This window comes from Nitrospira defluvii (assembly GCF_905220995.1).
GTDB classification, from domain to species: Bacteria; Nitrospirota; Nitrospiria; order Nitrospirales; family Nitrospiraceae; genus Nitrospira_A; species Nitrospira_A defluvii_C.
Map to the genome: position 1 here is coordinate 1 of NZ_CAJNBJ010000001.1, position 15,583 is coordinate 15,583.

Annotated in this window: 13 protein-coding genes and 3 tRNA genes; 6 read left to right on the top strand and 10 right to left on the bottom strand. The window is 56.7% G+C overall.

Going from position 1 to position 15,583, the window contains the following annotated elements:
• Positions 1-123 precede the first annotated feature (123 nt).
• The 5 genes from KJA79_RS00005 to KJA79_RS00025 form a co-directional block, all read right to left on the bottom strand.
• Positions 124-199: transfer RNA gene (locus tag KJA79_RS00005), tRNA-Thr, on the bottom strand.
• 70 nt (positions 200-269) lie between these two features.
• Positions 270-344, bottom strand: a tRNA-Gly gene (locus tag KJA79_RS00010).
• Positions 345-490: 146 nt separating this feature from the next.
• Positions 491-576, bottom strand: a tRNA-Tyr gene (locus tag KJA79_RS00015).
• 236 nt (positions 577-812) lie between these two features.
• On the bottom strand, positions 813-1,718 hold the full coding sequence (locus KJA79_RS00020) for a hypothetical protein (RefSeq protein WP_213039964.1): 906 nt from the start codon (positions 1,716-1,718) through the stop codon (positions 813-815).
• Between the two features lie 94 nt (positions 1,719-1,812).
• Positions 1,813-3,897, bottom strand: a complete 2,085-nt coding sequence (locus tag KJA79_RS00025; RefSeq protein ID WP_246507306.1) for an ATP-dependent helicase — start codon at positions 3,895-3,897, stop codon at positions 1,813-1,815.
• Positions 3,898-4,021: 124 nt separating this feature from the next.
• On the opposite strand from KJA79_RS00025, the gene KJA79_RS00030 reads away from it, so the two are divergent.
• The 3 genes from KJA79_RS00030 to KJA79_RS00040 all read left to right on the top strand — a co-directional run bounded on the left by KJA79_RS00030 (position 4,022) and on the right by KJA79_RS00040 (position 8,492).
• The gene (locus KJA79_RS00030) at positions 4,022-4,858 is read left to right on the top strand and encodes a hypothetical protein (protein WP_213039965.1); all 837 of its coding nucleotides are present in this window, start codon (positions 4,022-4,024) and stop codon (positions 4,856-4,858) included.
• A 69-nt stretch (positions 4,859-4,927) separates the two neighbouring features.
• The gene (gene glgP / locus KJA79_RS00035) at positions 4,928-7,087 is read left to right on the top strand and encodes an alpha-glucan family phosphorylase (protein WP_213039966.1); all 2,160 of its coding nucleotides are present in this window, start codon (positions 4,928-4,930) and stop codon (positions 7,085-7,087) included.
• On the top strand, positions 7,050-8,492 hold the full coding sequence (locus tag KJA79_RS00040) for a HEAT repeat domain-containing protein (RefSeq protein ID WP_213039967.1): 1,443 nt from the start codon (positions 7,050-7,052) through the stop codon (positions 8,490-8,492). The genes glgP and KJA79_RS00040 overlap by 38 nt, the downstream gene beginning before the upstream one ends.
• A 249-nt stretch (positions 8,493-8,741) precedes the next feature.
• On the opposite strand, the gene KJA79_RS00045 is transcribed toward KJA79_RS00040, so the two are convergent.
• From KJA79_RS00045 to KJA79_RS00065, 5 genes are all read right to left on the bottom strand, one after another.
• Positions 8,742-9,572 (bottom strand): HEAT repeat domain-containing protein, encoded by an 831-nt coding sequence (locus tag KJA79_RS00045; RefSeq protein WP_213039968.1) that lies wholly within the window; start codon positions 9,570-9,572, stop codon positions 8,742-8,744.
• Positions 9,573-9,635: 63 nt separating this feature from the next.
• Positions 9,636-9,839 carry a hypothetical protein gene (locus KJA79_RS00050; RefSeq protein WP_213039969.1) on the bottom strand — a complete coding sequence of 68 codons (204 nt, stop codon included), beginning with the start codon at positions 9,837-9,839 and terminating at the stop codon, positions 9,636-9,638.
• A 131-nt stretch (positions 9,840-9,970) separates the two neighbouring features.
• Positions 9,971-10,630 (bottom strand): septal ring lytic transglycosylase RlpA family protein, encoded by a 660-nt coding sequence (locus tag KJA79_RS23105; protein WP_213039970.1) that lies wholly within the window; start codon positions 10,628-10,630, stop codon positions 9,971-9,973.
• Positions 10,631-10,974: 344 nt separating this feature from the next.
• On the bottom strand, positions 10,975-11,631 hold the full coding sequence (locus KJA79_RS00060) for a hypothetical protein (protein WP_213039971.1): 657 nt from the start codon (positions 11,629-11,631) through the stop codon (positions 10,975-10,977).
• 61 nt (positions 11,632-11,692) lie between these two features.
• Positions 11,693-12,067, bottom strand: coding sequence for a hypothetical protein (locus KJA79_RS00065; protein WP_213039972.1), 375 nt, complete (start codon positions 12,065-12,067; stop codon positions 11,693-11,695).
• Positions 12,068-12,317: 250 nt separating this feature from the next.
• On the opposite strand from KJA79_RS00065, the gene KJA79_RS00070 reads away from it, so the two are divergent.
• Genes KJA79_RS00070 through KJA79_RS00080 form a run of 3 tightly spaced genes read left to right on the top strand, consistent with a single transcriptional unit; the run spans position 12,318 to position 15,580 of the window.
• The gene (locus KJA79_RS00070; protein ID WP_213039973.1) at positions 12,318-13,286 is read left to right on the top strand and encodes an ABC transporter ATP-binding protein; all 969 of its coding nucleotides are present in this window, start codon (positions 12,318-12,320) and stop codon (positions 13,284-13,286) included.
• A gap of 3 nt (positions 13,287-13,289) precedes the next feature.
• Positions 13,290-14,060 carry an ABC transporter permease gene (locus KJA79_RS00075; protein WP_213039974.1) on the top strand — a complete coding sequence of 257 codons (771 nt, stop codon included), beginning with the start codon at positions 13,290-13,292 and terminating at the stop codon, positions 14,058-14,060.
• Positions 14,051-15,580 carry a GldG family protein gene (locus KJA79_RS00080; RefSeq protein WP_213039975.1) on the top strand — a complete coding sequence of 510 codons (1,530 nt, stop codon included), beginning with the start codon at positions 14,051-14,053 and terminating at the stop codon, positions 15,578-15,580. Before KJA79_RS00075 ends, KJA79_RS00080 begins: the two co-directional genes overlap by 10 nt.
• Positions 15,581-15,583: the final 3 nt, after the last annotated feature.

Consider the following 15,583-nt stretch of genomic DNA (forward strand, 5'->3'; position numbering starts at 1 on the left):
GCTCAAATTTCGCCTTCGCCATGATTCACTCCTTTTCTCAGAACACTGTTTTCCGGAATCCGACTCGTATATTCCGATGCCACCGGCGAGCAAACAGAGACTTTCCCCTGATACACACGGCCCTGGAGCCCACGACGCGGATCGAACGCGTGACCTCGTCCTTACCAAGGACGTGCTCTACCAACTGAGCTACGTGGGCCCTCACTTCTCATAGCCGTCATCCGCTTCAGGCACTCTCTGCCCGCCTCTGTGGTCGAGCACGCTGGAGTTGGAGCGGGCGATGGGATTTGAACCCACGACAGCCAGCTTGGAAGGCTGGAACTCTACCACTGAGCTACGCCCGCCTCCGACAAACCCACCAACGCTTCGACAATCTCTCGGTCTAGCCCTTCGCCAAGAATTCGGCACAATGGCACATCGTTCGCAATGCGCTATTCCGTCCATCGAGCGCACAGTCCGCGCGCGCGACCCACATTCCCCAGACTCAGTTTGGTGGGCAGGCAAGGGTTCGAACCTTGGAAGCCATAAGGCAGCAGATTTACAGTCTGCCCCCTTTGTCCACTTGGGTACCTGCCCGCTAGATATGCATTCCCAAACTTGAGCGATCAGTCTTCGTTTCAGAAAAAACTAGAGCCAGAGCCGTTTCATTCCGCGTTCGGAGAATGAAAGTAAGCCCCACCACACACAGGGTCCCAGCAAAATGGCATGACTGGAGCGCTGCTAAAATGAGGATTGACCTGGCTTTGAAAGCAGCCGATTTTATTTGCGACGCATTCTAATGTCAAGGGGGTATGTTCTATGCAGGAACAATTCTAGTGAGCCGCCGGTTCGGCGCAGACACCTGACACCCTCTGGAACGGTCGAGAGCGCTCCAGCACCTGCTCGGCCTGCCGAATCATATCCGAAGAATTCCCCAACACGTCCCGCATCAGGGTCGATAACTCGGGCGCTGACAGCCGAAACTCAGGCGCCAAAAATCGTTTGCGAGCCATCGCCTTCTCTCCCGGATCTTCGGGCTCATAGTACCCCGTGAGCACGGCATCCTGCTCTGCCTGATCAAGTCGAGCGATCCAGGCAGACACATTGCCGGTCCGCCCTGACGCCCGATGTTTGCGCGTCCCCTTCGCCTCCACTTCCAGCTGCGTCCACACGGCCCAGCCGATGAACAACGCCCAGGTCTCGTTGAGGACTTCCCACGATTCCACTTCGCTCAGAAATCGCTCTTCTTTCAGCCCCTTCTTCTGAAGCACCGGCGTAATCAGGACCTGCTGGTACCGACAGCGCTGCTGCTCATGGGCGAAGGCGAGGAACGAAGCATGTGCCTTCGATGGTGCGGACTCGTGCTCAACAAAGTCTAGGTATGCATGAAACAATTCGTGGTATAGGGTCTCCAGTTCTTTATGCGTCATTTTCCGCAGGGGGCGCAGGGTTCGGCCGGCGCCATTCAGGGAGAGGGAGCGATCCAACACCATCCGATGCTCGACGGGGTGGTATTCCGCAGCAAACGCGTGCAGATCTTCAAACTCGAAAGCGACGAACTGCTCAGGGATCTCCTCCAGAAATCGGGTTGGCAGATGGAGCGCTCTCGCCTCGGCCACCAATGCACGCCAGAGCCGTGAGGAATCGGGAGCAGGCGCCACCGCACCAACTGTGACCGGGCCGGACAGCCCCACCCCCCATACCATCCCAAGCGCTGCCGCAACAAGCATTCGGGCCATCGAGCGTGTGGAGGATTGCAACGTTTTCATCATGGTGAGCATCGCAAGAATTTGGTTGGAGAAACTTACCCGACGCAGCAGTCAGGAAAGCAACTTAAATGTACCGGTCGTAACCGCGCCCCCAGTCATGCCCGTGCCCTTCCTCGATCAGGGCAAGCGTTTCAAACACCTGCGGCGACACGTGATCCAGAAACCGCGAGGGCTTCGAGAGCAGCATGCCTGAACTTTTGTCATATACATTGATCGGATAGGTCAGGAACAAGTGGCGCTTCGCCCGCGTCACGGCCACATACATCAAGCGCCGCTCCTCCTCCAACTCTTCATCGCTATTGAACGAAAACACAGAAGGGAACTTGCCGTCCACCACCCACAACACGAACACACATTGCCACTCCAGCCCTTTCGCGGAATGGATCGTCGAGAGCACCACCTGCTCGTCATCTCGGCCCACGGGCTCAACTTCGCTGGCACTGCCGTCCGGGGGGGCCAATGCCAAATCGGCCAAGAATTCCGTCAGACCGGGATAACTTTCGGCAATGGTGTGCAGATGATCCAGATCCCGAATCCGCTTGGGATAGTCATCATGATGATCTTTCAGGATGGGCAGATAGTATTCATACACCCGATTAACCTGCTCTGTCGGACTGAGGTCGTCACTGACGGTCAGATTCTCGAGCACATCGGCCAGCGCACTGAGCCCTTTTCCTGAACGTCCGCTGGAGCTTCGCAAGACCTGATACGGATTTGTCATCCGCACCATAGCCGCCACGAGATCCTGCGCCTTCTTCGGCCCAACCCCCTCGACCAACATCAATACCCGATGCCAACTCACGGCATCCTGCGGATTCACCACCACGCGCAGGTGAGCCAGGAGATCTTTGACATGGGCCGCCTCGATAAACTTGATTCCGCCGCGCTTCACAAACGGCAGCCCGCAACGCGACAATTCGATTTCCAGATCGAACGAGTGGAAACTGGAGCGAACCAGGATGGCAATCTCGTTCAGCGGGACACCTTCCTCTCGCAGTTCCAGGATCTTCTGGGCGACGAACCGCGATTGCGCATGTTCGCCGGCCGCCTCGACCAATGCCGGCAACGGTCCGTCCAGCTTGCGGGTGAACAAGTGCTTCGTATACTTCTCAGGCGCCTCCTGAATGATTTCATTCGCCAGGCTGAGAATCGGCTGGGTACTCCGGTAGTTTTCCTCCAGCTTATAGATCGTCGCACCAGGGAACCAGGAGGGAAATTCCATGATATTGCGGAAGGTGGCGCCGCGGAACGCATAAATCGACTGCGAATCATCTCCAACCACCGTGACATTGTCGTGGGTGGTCGCCAACTTCCTAATGAGTTCGGCCTGCAGGCGATTCGTATCCTGATACTCATCCACCAAAATGTAGCGGAACTGCTGCGAAATGGTCAGTCGCGTCTGTTCATCCTTCGTCAATACTTCGCGCAACAGAACCAGAAGATCGTCATAATCAAGCAATTGACGTTGCCGCTTTGCAAGCTGGTACGCTCGCTGCAGTTTGCCCAGCGCCTCCAGATGATCCGCAAAATGGGAAAACTCGTCGAGCACAACCTCTTCCAACCCGCGCAACGTATTTTCACACTTGCTGTAAATCTCCGCGATGGTACCCTTGCGAGGGAACCGCTTGTCTTTTTCATTCAGGCCAAGCTGGACGCGCAAGAGCGCGATCAAATCTTCGGCATCGCCTCGATCCATGATGGTGAAGCCCGGCTCGATCCCCAACACTCTTCCGTACCGCCGTAACAACATATTGGCAACCGAGTGAAAAGTGCCGCCGCACACCCGCTGGCTGCGCGAGCCGATCAACGCACCGACGCGCTCCAGCATTTCTTCTGCGGACTTGCGCGTGAAGGTCAAGAGCAGTATATGGGAAGGGTCCACACCGGACTCGATCAGGTAGGCGACTCGGTGCACGAGGGTCCGCGTTTTTCCGCTACCCGCCCCGGCAATCACCAGCGCAGGACCGTCTACCGCCGTCACAGCCGCGTACTGTTGCGCATTGAGCTCTTTGGCATAATCCAGGGAGAGCTTTGGCCCCTGGTTCTGATCAAGGGTCCGCTTGAGAATATAGGGTTTAATGATTCGGTCCATGTTGGCGTCCGACTGGGCGGTGAGGCGCAAGACGTGAGCGGTCGGGCTGTATAACATACCACCGGCTGCCTTGCAACGACAGGGGCCTGGCGGTGCAGTTATGATCGACTGTCACTGAGGAATACATTGGACCTGTAAATCGAGTCGTATATAATGCCGACCCAGTAGAGGACCTACGATTATGCCGACCAAACCACATCCCTTCGCACAACAGATGCAAACCGTAGCGGAGCTCATGCTCGCTGTCTCAGGAGAGTCCGTCTCGGTAATCAAACGGGCGGCGCCGGAGCAGGCGTTGAAGTTGAAGAGCCAGGACGAATGGGGAATTTATCTCGAGTTTTTGCGGGCCATGTTCAACCTCACCGATCGGGTTTCTGCACTGCACATTCCCCTAAAAGAACAGCCACAGTTCATGGACGAGTTGACTGACACCGTGATCGATCAGCTCAAGAAGGCATTGGAGCCGGCATTTGGCGCCGGCAACGATCAGATGGAAATCGTCATGACGATCGGCACTGCCGTGTCCGAAAGCCGCCAGACATACGAACGCTACCGGTTTTTAGTCACGGAGGACAGCAAAGCCAAGAACGACATGTACCAGGATTTCAGCGACCGCGTTGCTCGTGCGGTAGGAGCTCCCGGAAACCCCAAGGTCACCGCCGCTGCGACCCTTTGCATTGCCGCCGTGCTTCCTGCCCTCACGGGTATTTTTGAAGGACAGGCGCCCCCGGTCACGGCCGATGCCACATCCGGAGCAACAGCGGACAGCACAAGCGTTCCCCCCAGGGGGGCCACAGGCGCCGACATTAAACTCGTCAGTGTCATGTCCAGCATCAAAGGTGAAGAAGTCGAAACACGATGGGGGCTCCATCCGCGTTTCCGGCAAGATCTCACCCAGGAAGAGGCGAAACAGCTGACAGCGACGATGAATCGGGTGGCCAAGATTCTCGGAGAGCGCTACGCGGCCGTCGCCTTTTCTGACCAGTGGGCATCCTGGCACAAAGCCGGACATGCCTGACGAAGCGTTCCAGAAGCGAAACCCGTCGGTTCTTTCCTCACCCATCGATTATCATTCCATGGAGGCGTCGTGCAAGCACCCGATCACATTCATCCCCCTCAAGATTCGGTTCCTCAAAACCTCCATCGGCTGGGCGAACTGGCGCGGAATCTGTGGTGGAGCTGGAATCAGCCGGCACGACAACTGTTCGAGTCGATCGACCCGACCCTGTGGTTTCTCACGCACCACAATCCGGTCCAGCTACTGACCGGGGTAAAGCCGGAACGCTTTACCGCATTGGCCAACGACCCCACCTTCGTACGGCAATATTCCGCCGTGCTTCGCAGCTTCGATCAGTATATGAGTGATAAGAGCACCTGGGCTGCCACGGAGTTCCCGACGCTCCAGAACTCTCCGATCGCCTACTTTTCTGCAGAATTTGGTCTTCATATCTCCATCCCGATCTATAGTGGAGGCCTTGGCATCCTGGCCGGAGACCACTGCAAGGAAGCCAGCGATCTGGGCATTCCACTGGTTGGCATCGGCTTCATGTATCCGCAGGGGTACTTTAAGCAACGCATCAACCCGGAGGGATGGCAGGAGGCCACCTATGTCCCGTTCAATCGACACGATTCACCGATTCACCAGGCCCTGACGCCGACAGGTGTCCCCTGTTCGATCAAGGTGGAAATCGGGCACCGTCAGGTGACGGTGCTGGTGTGGCAGGTTCGCACCGGTCGCATGTCCCTGTATTTGATCGACACGGATGTCGCCGACAACACACCGGAGGATCGCGCCCTCTCTGCACGGTTGTACGGTGGGGATCAGGAGATCCGGCTCTGCCAGGAATTTCTCCTAGGCATCGGCGGTGTGCGAATCCTCCGAGCGTTAGGCATCAATCCCGCCGTGTGGCATTGCAATGAAGGCCATTCCGCCTTCCTCACGCTGGAGCGCATCCGCGAGTTCGTCACCTCCGGTCAGAGCCACGCTGAAGCCAGCGACCTCGTCAGGCAGAGCACGGTCTTTACCACCCATACACCAGTCCCTGCTGGTCATGACATCTTTCCTTTTCACCTGATGGATCGGTATTTCCACAACTACTGGGGCCAACTCGGCCTGTCGCGCGAAGAGTTCCTCCGTCTTGGTGAAACACCGGAAAGTGCTGGACACGGTTTCAATATGACGGCTCTCGCCATGCGCCTCTCCGCTCACGTCAACGGAGTGAGCCGCGAGCACGGGCGCGTCTCCCGGCAAATGTGGCAACACCTCTGGCCAGGCCTGGCGCAAGACTTGGTCCCCATCCGAAGTCTCACCAACGGCATTCACGCACCCACATGGATCTCACCAGAAGCCAATTCCCTCTATGCCAAGTACCTCAGCCCAGACTGGGCGGAGCGGGTTGACGATCCAACCATCTGGCAACGGGTCGCAGATCTGCCGGACGATGCGCTCTGGGCCGTTCGACAAACAACCAGGCGTAAACTCATGCGGTTTATTCGAGAACGGGCCAGGGACGGCTGGATTCGCGGCCATCTCCAACCGATGCAGGCGCTTGCGAGAGGGACATTGTTGGATCCGGAAGCTCTGACCATCGGATTTGCCAGACGATTCGCCACCTACAAGCGCGCAACGCTCTTATTCCGCGACCTGGAGCGTCTCAAACAATTGCTCCACAACCGGTGGCGGCCCGTTCAAATCATCTTTGCCGGCAAAGCCCATCCCGCCGATGAACCAGGACGGTATTTTATTCATGAAGTCCTGAACTTTTGTAACGATCACAAACTGGGCGGCCATATCGCCTTCCTGGAAGACTATGACATGCACATGGCCAAATACTTAGTCCAAGGAGTCGATGTGTGGCTGAATACTCCCCGCGCGCCGCTTGAGGCGAGCGGGACCAGCGGACAGAAGGCGGCCCTGAATGGAGTCATTAACCTCAGCGTGCTGGATGGCTGGTGGCAGGAAGGATATAACGGCGCGAACGGCTGGGGCATCCAACCATTGCCTGAAGGAACCGACACTCAGGCACAGGATGCGCACGATGCCGAACAGCTCTTTCGCCTGCTGGAACAAGAAGTCGTCCCACTGTTCTATCAACGCGATCTTGATGGCATTCCGCGCGGCTGGCTGCACATTGTCAAAGAAAGCATCAAGACCGTTGCTCCCCGTTTTTGCACCAAGCGCATGGTCAAGGAATATATGAGGCAGCTGTATGCACCAGCCACTGCGCGCACTCCGAGCAAGTGGTAGCATGATCGTCGGGAAGTCGCTCTTCGCAAAAACTGGATTGCTGTCCATTCGTGGAATTCCAGTTGGTTTCCTGCTGATCGCCTTCAGCGGCGCACTCCCGGTGGCGGCGGCTGCACCACCTCCGAAATCCACACCCACCGCGATAGAGCGGGAGGCCATGGCGCTGTACCAAGCCTCAGAATTCAACCGCGTCATTGATCTACTTCAGCAGGTCCCCGCCGGCCAGGAGCCTGGTCGCGAGGTCATCAGGTATGGGCTCCTGAGTCAGCTCAAACTGGGGAAACCCGAGGAAGCATGGAAGCTCTATCCTAAACTCGTCACGGCAAATCACCCGGACGAAACGGCTTTACTGCGAGACATCGCGCGAGGGTTCATTCTTTCCCGCGTCCGAGATCCGCAGGAGCATATTCGGATTGCCGCTTACACGGCGTTGGCGGAAATGGGAGAGGGCGAGACGTTGCCGCTCCTCGAGGATGGTCTTCTGGATTCGTCGGCGCTTGTCCGTGCGAGGGCAGCGGAAGCCATCGGTCGAGCTGGACTAGCGGAACGCTCGGCTGCACTCAAGCGAGCACTTCGCGATGAAGCTCCCGGCGTGCGCATCGCCGCGATCAACGCGCTCAGTGACGCCAAGGTCGCTGGCATTACCGATCAATTGACGGAAATCGCCCGTGTCGACGAAGGCCCCGAATCCATTTTCGCGTTCGCCGGCCTGTACAAACTCGGGCGAACCGACGTACTAATCGACATCTTCAGTGCCGTGACGTTGCCGGACCCAGAGGTACGAATGGCGGCATTGGGAGTACTTGGGCGCTTGCGTCGGCCAACCAGTCTGTCGATTCTCAGTCAGGCCGTGTACGATCCTCACCCAGCCGTCCGAGCATTTGCGGCGGGATCCCTTGGGGAATTCGGTAGCGTTGAAGGCATTGCACCACTGACCCATGCCCTAGGTGATGAAAACCCGCGAGTTCGCGCAATCGCCCTTTCCAGCCTCGGCCGCTTGGGCGTCGCTGACACCAGAAGCGTTATTCAGCCGCTCCTGCGAGATGCTGATGAACATGTCCGGATCAGTGCGGTGGAAGCCCTGCTTCGATTAGGTGATGCCAGTGCCGTGTTGAATGCGGCAGATCTCGCACGGCATCCCGACCCTTCCGTGCGTGGCGATGTCGCGCACGCCCTCGCAGTCGCAACGGCTCCTAATGCTCTCCCAATCCTTGAGTTGCTCCTCCGGGATCAACAACCACTCCCTCGCCTCATGGCCGCCAGAGCCCTTGGCAAATCCCCACTCAAATCGCTGGTTCCCGCCCTAAAGATTGGCCTCCAGGATTCGGATGCAGCCGTCCGAATTACTTCCGCCGGCAGTCTGATCCATGTCTTGTCACGCAAAGAAAAAGCGAGGAGCCGTTAGAATCAGAGGCCCGCGCGGGTAGCCGGATTAACTGATGAAAGCTTCATTGGTGGCCGTGACGTCGGGAATTGGACGGGTCAGAAACGGGAAGCCGCCAACCCAATGAGAACGGCAGTGATCATTCCCAGGACGTGGGAGTGCGAGCAAGGACAGACATTATGCAGAGTTGCCGATAAAGGATGGTCGGACCACCGGCTTTCGGAAAAATGCTGAGAGAGTTAACTTCAGACCAACTCGACGAACACCGATTCACACCGCTGCCGGTTGCTTCTTCCACTTCGCAAGGATGCGTTCAACCCGCATCTTTACGACCATATCACTGTCCTTCAACAAGGGCTTAATCGCTTCACGACCACGCTCATCACCGATGGCTTCGAGCGCCGCGGCCGCAGTAAGACGTGTGAACCAGTCTTTATTCTGCAACATCTCGATCAGAGGATCGATGGCTTCAGGCGACTTGATCCGGCCCAGTGCGATCACCGCCTGCTTCCGTACTAATTCCTCCTTATCCTTCAAGGCTTTGATCAACCCGGGCAAGGCCGGCTCACCGAGGTTGACTAAGGCATCCGTCGCATCCTCCATGAACTCATCGTTCCGCAGTTGCTGCATCAGTGGTTCCAGGACTCGCTCATCGCGGATTTTACCCAGAGCCATAATGGCGGACTTTCGCACATCCCAATCACGGAGAAGCTTGAGCAGCACTTCAACGGCGGGAGATCCGATCTGCCCGATCCCTTCGATTGCCACTTCCCGCACCTGCCAATCACCGTCACGAAGGGCAGCAGCAAGTGGTTCCACGCAACGCTCATCGCCCATTTCTCCTAGCGTGATTGCAGCTTCCCGCCTCACAACCCAGTCTGGATCCTTGAGAAGGTCGATCTGAATATCGATTTCATCTTTGACCTTCTCTTCTTCGAGCACCACCTCCTGCGTAGGCTCAGTGAGTTCCTGCTCACTCGCTGATGTATCCAAGGACGCCGCAAGTTCGTCTGAGACTTGATCTGTCAACGCCTCATCTGCAACCTGCCCGACAGGGGAAACAGCCTGGGCCTGTTGCTCATTTTCACCAGCATGTTCCATATTCTTTCTTCCTTAGTTCAGCAGGAGCGCGCTCGAGCTTAAATAGTTCAATCCGCAAGCAGACTACGATTTTGCTTCAGCCTTGGTTCCAGCTGCATGCTTCTTTCTCAATGACAACGCTCGGCGTTTGCGCTGTACGCGCTTGAGCCGTTTGCGCAGCGAACGCAAGGCAGGGTCACCGGAAGGGCCACCTGCATTTTTTGCACGTGCAGCAAGTTTCTTTTTGAGCCGGATTTCGTCTGATTCACCAGTCGGTTTCTTTGCCATTCAGCTCCAACCTCCAACAGTTAAAGTCGACACCGATGAGGAGCAACCATCCATCAACAGCCACTCCGGAGCAGGCAGTCTAATCAAGTGCGAGAGTACGTGTCAACAGAGAGAGCGTCGCAACACGCTTGTTAAGAAAGGATCAAGCCAGGCACTGTATTATGCGCAGAATGATTGGCCGCCAACATGGTTCCAATCCTTCTCTCACGTCGAACATACAGAGCCTCTTGCGGCATCATCCTGGGAGGGACGGCTGGCGCTCCAAGAGCAGAGTCATGACGAATGGAGTGCTTGACCACTCGCGTATCGACATTCAACAACAGGCCCGCGACAGAAGGAATTCTCGAGGGGGGGATCGGTGCCACCGCACGATGGTCACCAATGACTTCTATTTGCACAACTGAGGTGCCGACTTCGACCATGTCCAACTCCACAGCCGCAGCGTGTGAGAGATCTAATATTCTACCCGGGATATAGGGGCCTCGATCGTTGATTCTGACCTGAACCGACTTCCCGTTCGTCAAATTCATGACACGCACCAAGCTCCCAAGTGGAAGCTTCCGGTGGGCAGCAGTGTAGGCAGTCATATCGAAGATTTCACCGTTGGCTGCAAGCTTTCCGTGAAAATCCTTTCCATACCACGAGGCAACCCCTCGATCTTTAATCCCAAGATCCAGGGAGAGTTCGCCTCTCGGCAGAGAGGAGCAGGCGCTGAGGAGAGAGAAGGCTAGGAGGGGGATTGCAGCATATCCGGTCTTGCGAGAAAAAACGGTCCGGAAATTCCTATCCATAGAAGCACCTCATGTGTAAGCCTGAACATCACCGTCTGCGTGAGCACTCTTCAGGAAGGTGATTGTAGGCTACGAAACATTCCTCATCGCGACAATACCGTCTGGGTAGTAAGGCCCCCCTACAAACGGAGAGAGAATCTGACCAACCCCGAGGGCTTCGAAGCAGACGGCACAGGTCAACAGATCAGACAGGAACGGCGTTCACATTCACGAATAGGATAGTGCTATCAATCATTTACACACCGAATACCACAACCAATTGCCCAGGCGGGAGCTTTTCCGGTTGCCACAGCCTCAAAGGTCAGCCGTGGCAACCTTACAACCGATCGAAACGCTCCTACTAGCTAGCGGAATCGAATTGATCGATCCTCAAAACGAGTATTCACGACGAAACGCTCGAAATTCTTCTCCAGCACTTCAGAGAGGATGTCCTCACCATCCTGCGGGTCAAACCAGAACACATTGTCATGGTTACCGGAATGCGCGTCGGTTCTGACAATGGAGCTTTCATCCTCGCGATTCTTGGCCTGAATCACCAACTTCGTTCTGGCTTCGATATCAGTCAGCAAAAACCCTCGTTTGGCATCAACTGCTAACTCCAGAATCTTTCCAGAGAGCACAATGTCAGGCCCATTTTCTGCCGCGGGAATGGCCTTGGCATATTGAGCTTGCCAGCCTTTTCGCTTGAGATAGTCAGCAAATGCCTGAGCGGTCTCCTCTCCTGCACTCCCACTCGAGACATTAAAGTCCGTCTCCCCTCCCCACATCGAGGTCCGACTCCCCACCTTGGCACGATCAGCTCGGGCATCTTCGAACGGAATCACGGCCACCCGTGGCCCCGGCATAGCCTTCACCACCTGCACGGAGCCGCCGACGTCCTTGCCAGCCTTTGGGGTGAGATTCATAGGGATGATGTCACCTTTTCCGGAGCAGCCAAATAGCAGCAGCAACCCGACGGCCACCGGCGCAGATAGCCCCCGCACCACATGCTGTCGAATCATAAAATCTCTCTACCTCCTTGTGAGTAACGCATCGTCGACGAAATGGTTGGTGTTGACGTCACTAACGATGAAGGACTATCGATCGCACGCTAAGCCCTTCACGCGTCTTGATGTATTTCAACGTAACTTTGTCCCCTCTTTGGATGTGATCAAGGCCGATCCGTTTCTTCCCCCGCAAAATGGTTGCACCCTGCTGGACGACCGCGCCGACAACAACGCCTTCGCTTGATCCGTGCTGCCCCTTCACCACAATGACGGGAGGAACGTCAGCCGCATCAATAGTTTCGACGGTTCCCCTAATCTCATAAATGGTATTGTTCGCTGCATAGACGGAGGTGAGGAAACTTCCGAGACCGGCAAGGGCCACGCAGAGAGCTGCGCCAATCACGAGCACCCCAAGCAGACTCAGCCGCGGCTTACTGACATCTTCCGTCATCCCTGACCACCTCGTCCCGGTGCATCGCACATGAACACTTGCCGGATAAAGTCGCGGAACTTTAGCAGTTACGCACCACGCTGTAAAGACATGAACGGCGGGGACCCCCTTGTTGCCATGACGTGAGACCGTTCGTCCCTCTCTTGACTGCACTCAGGACGGTCGGTAAGATCACGCTCGATTTACCACACCGCGTGCCGCGTCAACAAACAACCGGACTCACACCCATCCAGCCGTCAATCCCGACTGCATGATCGAAGTTCGCAACATCACGAAACGCTACGGTCACCTCACGGCAATCGACCGCGTGACCTTTCGTGTCGACAAAGGGGAAGTGTTGGCCTTCCTAGGCCCGAACGGCGCGGGCAAAACGACCACGATGCGCATTCTCACGTCGTTCATCCCGGCGACAGAAGGCACCGCACACGTGGCGGGCTTCGACTGTGCAGAGCAACCGGAGGAGGTGAAGAAGCGAATCGGGTATCTGCCCGAGACACCGCCGGTATATCAGGAGTTGACGGTCGCAGAATATCTGACCTTTGTCGGCAAAGTGCGCGGATTCAGCGGGACGGAGTTAAGAACCGCCATGGAGCGCGTGATGGAGCGGCTAGCCCTGGGCTCCGTTCAGCACCGGCTGATCGCTAACCTGTCACGCGGCTATCGGCAGCGGGTCGGATTGGCACAAGCGCTGATTCACGATCCACCCGTTCTGATTCTGGACGAGCCCACAGTCGGTCTCGACCCAAAGCAGATCATTGAGATTCGTGAATTGATCAAGAGCCTAGCCGGCTCACATTCGGTTATCCTGAGCACACATATCCTTCCGGAAGCCACGGCCGTCTGTCAGCGCGTCGTGATCATCAATGGTGGCCGAATCGTCGCGGAGGATACCCCGGACCAGCTGTCTGCCAGACTTCGGCGATCAGAGAAGATCAGCGTCACGCTCAAGGCCCCGGCAGCCGATATGATGGAACGCTTCCGCGACGTCGCTGGAGTGGAACACGTACTGACAACCTCCGACCCACGAACGGTCCTGATCGAGTGCGCGCTGGGCAAAGACATCCGGGAAGACGTGGCGCGCTTCGCAGTCGGGCAAAACTGGGGGTTACTGGAGATGAAACCCGTCTCGATGACGCTTGAAGATGTCTTCCTGAGACTGACTCAGCGGGAAGACGAATTGCCGAACTCGAACGAAACCACCATGGGCGAGCGACACTAATCGATGCCACCTGTCCAAGCCATCATCAGGAAAGAGTTACGTTCGTATTTTGTTTCGCCGATCGTCTATGTCGTGGGCGGAGTGTTCCTCCTGACCTTCGGCTTTCTCGCGTACCTCTACATCGTGTTTACCGGAGCCCAGGCCATCCAGCTGACGCAAATGCAGGGCGGCCCGGCGCAGATTAATCTCAACGATCTCGTGTTTCGCAACCTTTTCGCCAGCATGCGGTTCGTCCTGCTGTTGATTCTTCCAATCCTCACCATGCGACTACTGGCGGAAGAGCGCAAGCTTCGAACCTTCGAATTCCTGATGACCGCCCCCATACGAGTCAGCGAAATCATCGTGGGAAAGTTTATCAGCGTCTATCTGGTCTTCGTCGGGATGCTGTTGCTCACCACGTTGGTTCCGCTCACACTGGCCCTGTTCAGCGATTTCGACTGGTATCCGGTGTTCACCGGCTATCTCGGCTTAATACTGCTCGGTGGCTTCTTTCTGGCCGTCGGCCTCTTTGCCTCCTCCATCACCGAGAATCAGATTGTGGCGGCCTTTACCAGCTTCGGCCTTCTGCTCATGTCTTGGTTGCTTGCCGGACTCGGCTCCCTGCTGGGGGACACCCCGGCCGGACAGGTGATCTCCTACCTCTCCTTCATGGAACACTACGACCACCTGGTGCGCGGCCTGGTTGATACGAAAGACCTGGTGTACTACGTCAGTGGAACCGTGCTGATGCTGTTCCTCGCTCACCGCATTGTGGATTCATCGCGATGGAAATGACGCGTCATCCCCTCCCCATTGGTGCCATCGGAACCGGTCTGGCCATCGCCGGGGTCATCGCCTACTCCCTCGTTCCAGATAAGCTCTGGCTGGTCACGCTCCTGGAAGGATCGGCCCTCGCTTGTTTGATCTGGACGTTTGCGACTCATTTTGATCAGGTCAAACGCTTCTCCTCCCAACGATCCACACGAATGGGCGCCAACAGCGCGCTGATGGTCGCACTCTTCGTGGCCATCTTGGCCATCGTAAACTTCTTGGCCGCCCGGCATTCAATCCGCTGGGATTTTTCAGAGAATCAGAACTACACGCTCGCGCCAGAAAGCTACCGCGTCCTGCGCAATCTCCCACGAGAAATCAGTGTCACCGTGTTTACGAGGGAGAAGGACCCTGGATACCAGGCCTATAAGGAGCGTTTGGACAGCTATCGGCAAGCCAGCCCCAAGCTGACCGTGCAGTTCATCGATCCGGAACGCCAACCCAAAGTCGCGCAAAATTACGGCGTCACCCGCACCGACGTGGCGATCTTCGAAAGCGGTCCACAATCAGTTCGTATTACGTCACCGGCAGAAGTCGAGATCACCGGAGCTCTTGTGCGGGTGTCCAAAGACACCAAAAAGCGGATCGTCTTTTTGGAAGGCCACGGTGAACGCAGCCTGGAAGACAAAGACCGCGGCGGGATGGCCCTCACCAGGGAAGTGCTGGAAAAGCAAGGGTATGACATCGGCACCATCACCTTGCTGCAAGAACCGGCTGTGCCGAGCAACACGGATGTCCTGATCGTCGCAGGGCCCCGACGCGCCATTACCAAAGAAGAGAAAGAACGCATTCAAGCCTACGTCGCGAAAGGCGGGCATCTTCTAGTGTTGCTTGATCCGGACACGCAGTCGAGCATGGATGACCTCCTGAAGGTTTGGGGCATGGAGCTAGGGCCGGGTGTCCTTGTCGACCTACAGGACCGACTCGCACAGGGCGACCTCACGGCCTTGCTGGTACGCACGTTTACCGACCACGAGATTACCCATGAGCTTACGGCCGCAGTCTTGTTTCCGCTGGCCCGGCACCTGATCTTTCACGAGGAACAGGGAAAGGACTGGGACTACGTCCCGTTGGCGAGAACATCCCCCCGTAGCTGGGCAGAAACCGATATGAAGGGTCGGGTGGTCAGCTATGACGAAAAGGAAGATGTGCAAGGGCCGTTGGCGCTGGCGGCCGCCCTAACTCCCAAACAGGCCCCAGAGGAAGGCAAACCGCGTTCTGCCATCGTGGTCGTCGGCAATTCCGCCTTTGCCAGCAATGGATTCATTAACTTCGTTGGAAACAGCGACTTCTTTCAGCGGACAGTCGGGTGGCTCTCGGAAGAACGTGACCTGATTTCGCTCACGCCGAAGGACCCGGCAGTTCGCCCGTTCACCCCAAACCCACTCCAGGAGCGGATTCTACTTTATGTCCAGGTCATTTTCCTACCGGCCATGACCGTGCTCTGCGGCCTCCTGGTCTGGCGGAAACGGCGTCGATTGTAGGCC

Bases quoted from the DNA above. Each gene is read 5' to 3' on its own strand.
- KJA79_RS00020 (WP_213039964.1), bottom strand. From the start codon at position 1,718: ATGGCCCGAATGCTTGTTGCGGCAGCGCTTGGGATGGTATGGGGGGTG.
- KJA79_RS00025 (WP_246507306.1), bottom strand. From the start codon at position 3,897: ATGTTATACAGCCCGACCGCTCACGTCTTGCGCCTCACCGCCCAGTCG.
- KJA79_RS00030 (WP_213039965.1), top strand. From the start codon at position 4,022: ATGCCGACCAAACCACATCCCTTCGCACAACAGATGCAAACCGTAGCG.
- KJA79_RS00040 (WP_213039967.1), top strand. From the start codon at position 7,050: ATGCACCAGCCACTGCGCGCACTCCGAGCAAGTGGTAGCATGATCGTC.
- KJA79_RS00045 (WP_213039968.1), bottom strand. From the start codon at position 9,572: ATGGAACATGCTGGTGAAAATGAGCAACAGGCCCAGGCTGTTTCCCCT.
- KJA79_RS00050 (WP_213039969.1), bottom strand. From the start codon at position 9,839: ATGGCAAAGAAACCGACTGGTGAATCAGACGAAATCCGGCTCAAAAAG.
- KJA79_RS23105 (WP_213039970.1), bottom strand. From the start codon at position 10,630: ATGGATAGGAATTTCCGGACCGTTTTTTCTCGCAAGACCGGATATGCT.
- KJA79_RS00060 (WP_213039971.1), bottom strand. From the start codon at position 11,631: ATGATTCGACAGCATGTGGTGCGGGGGCTATCTGCGCCGGTGGCCGTC.
- KJA79_RS00065 (WP_213039972.1), bottom strand. From the start codon at position 12,067: ATGACGGAAGATGTCAGTAAGCCGCGGCTGAGTCTGCTTGGGGTGCTC.
- KJA79_RS00070 (WP_213039973.1), top strand. From the start codon at position 12,318: ATGATCGAAGTTCGCAACATCACGAAACGCTACGGTCACCTCACGGCA.
- KJA79_RS00075 (WP_213039974.1), top strand. From the start codon at position 13,290: ATGCCACCTGTCCAAGCCATCATCAGGAAAGAGTTACGTTCGTATTTT.
- KJA79_RS00080 (WP_213039975.1), top strand. From the start codon at position 14,051: ATGGAAATGACGCGTCATCCCCTCCCCATTGGTGCCATCGGAACCGGT.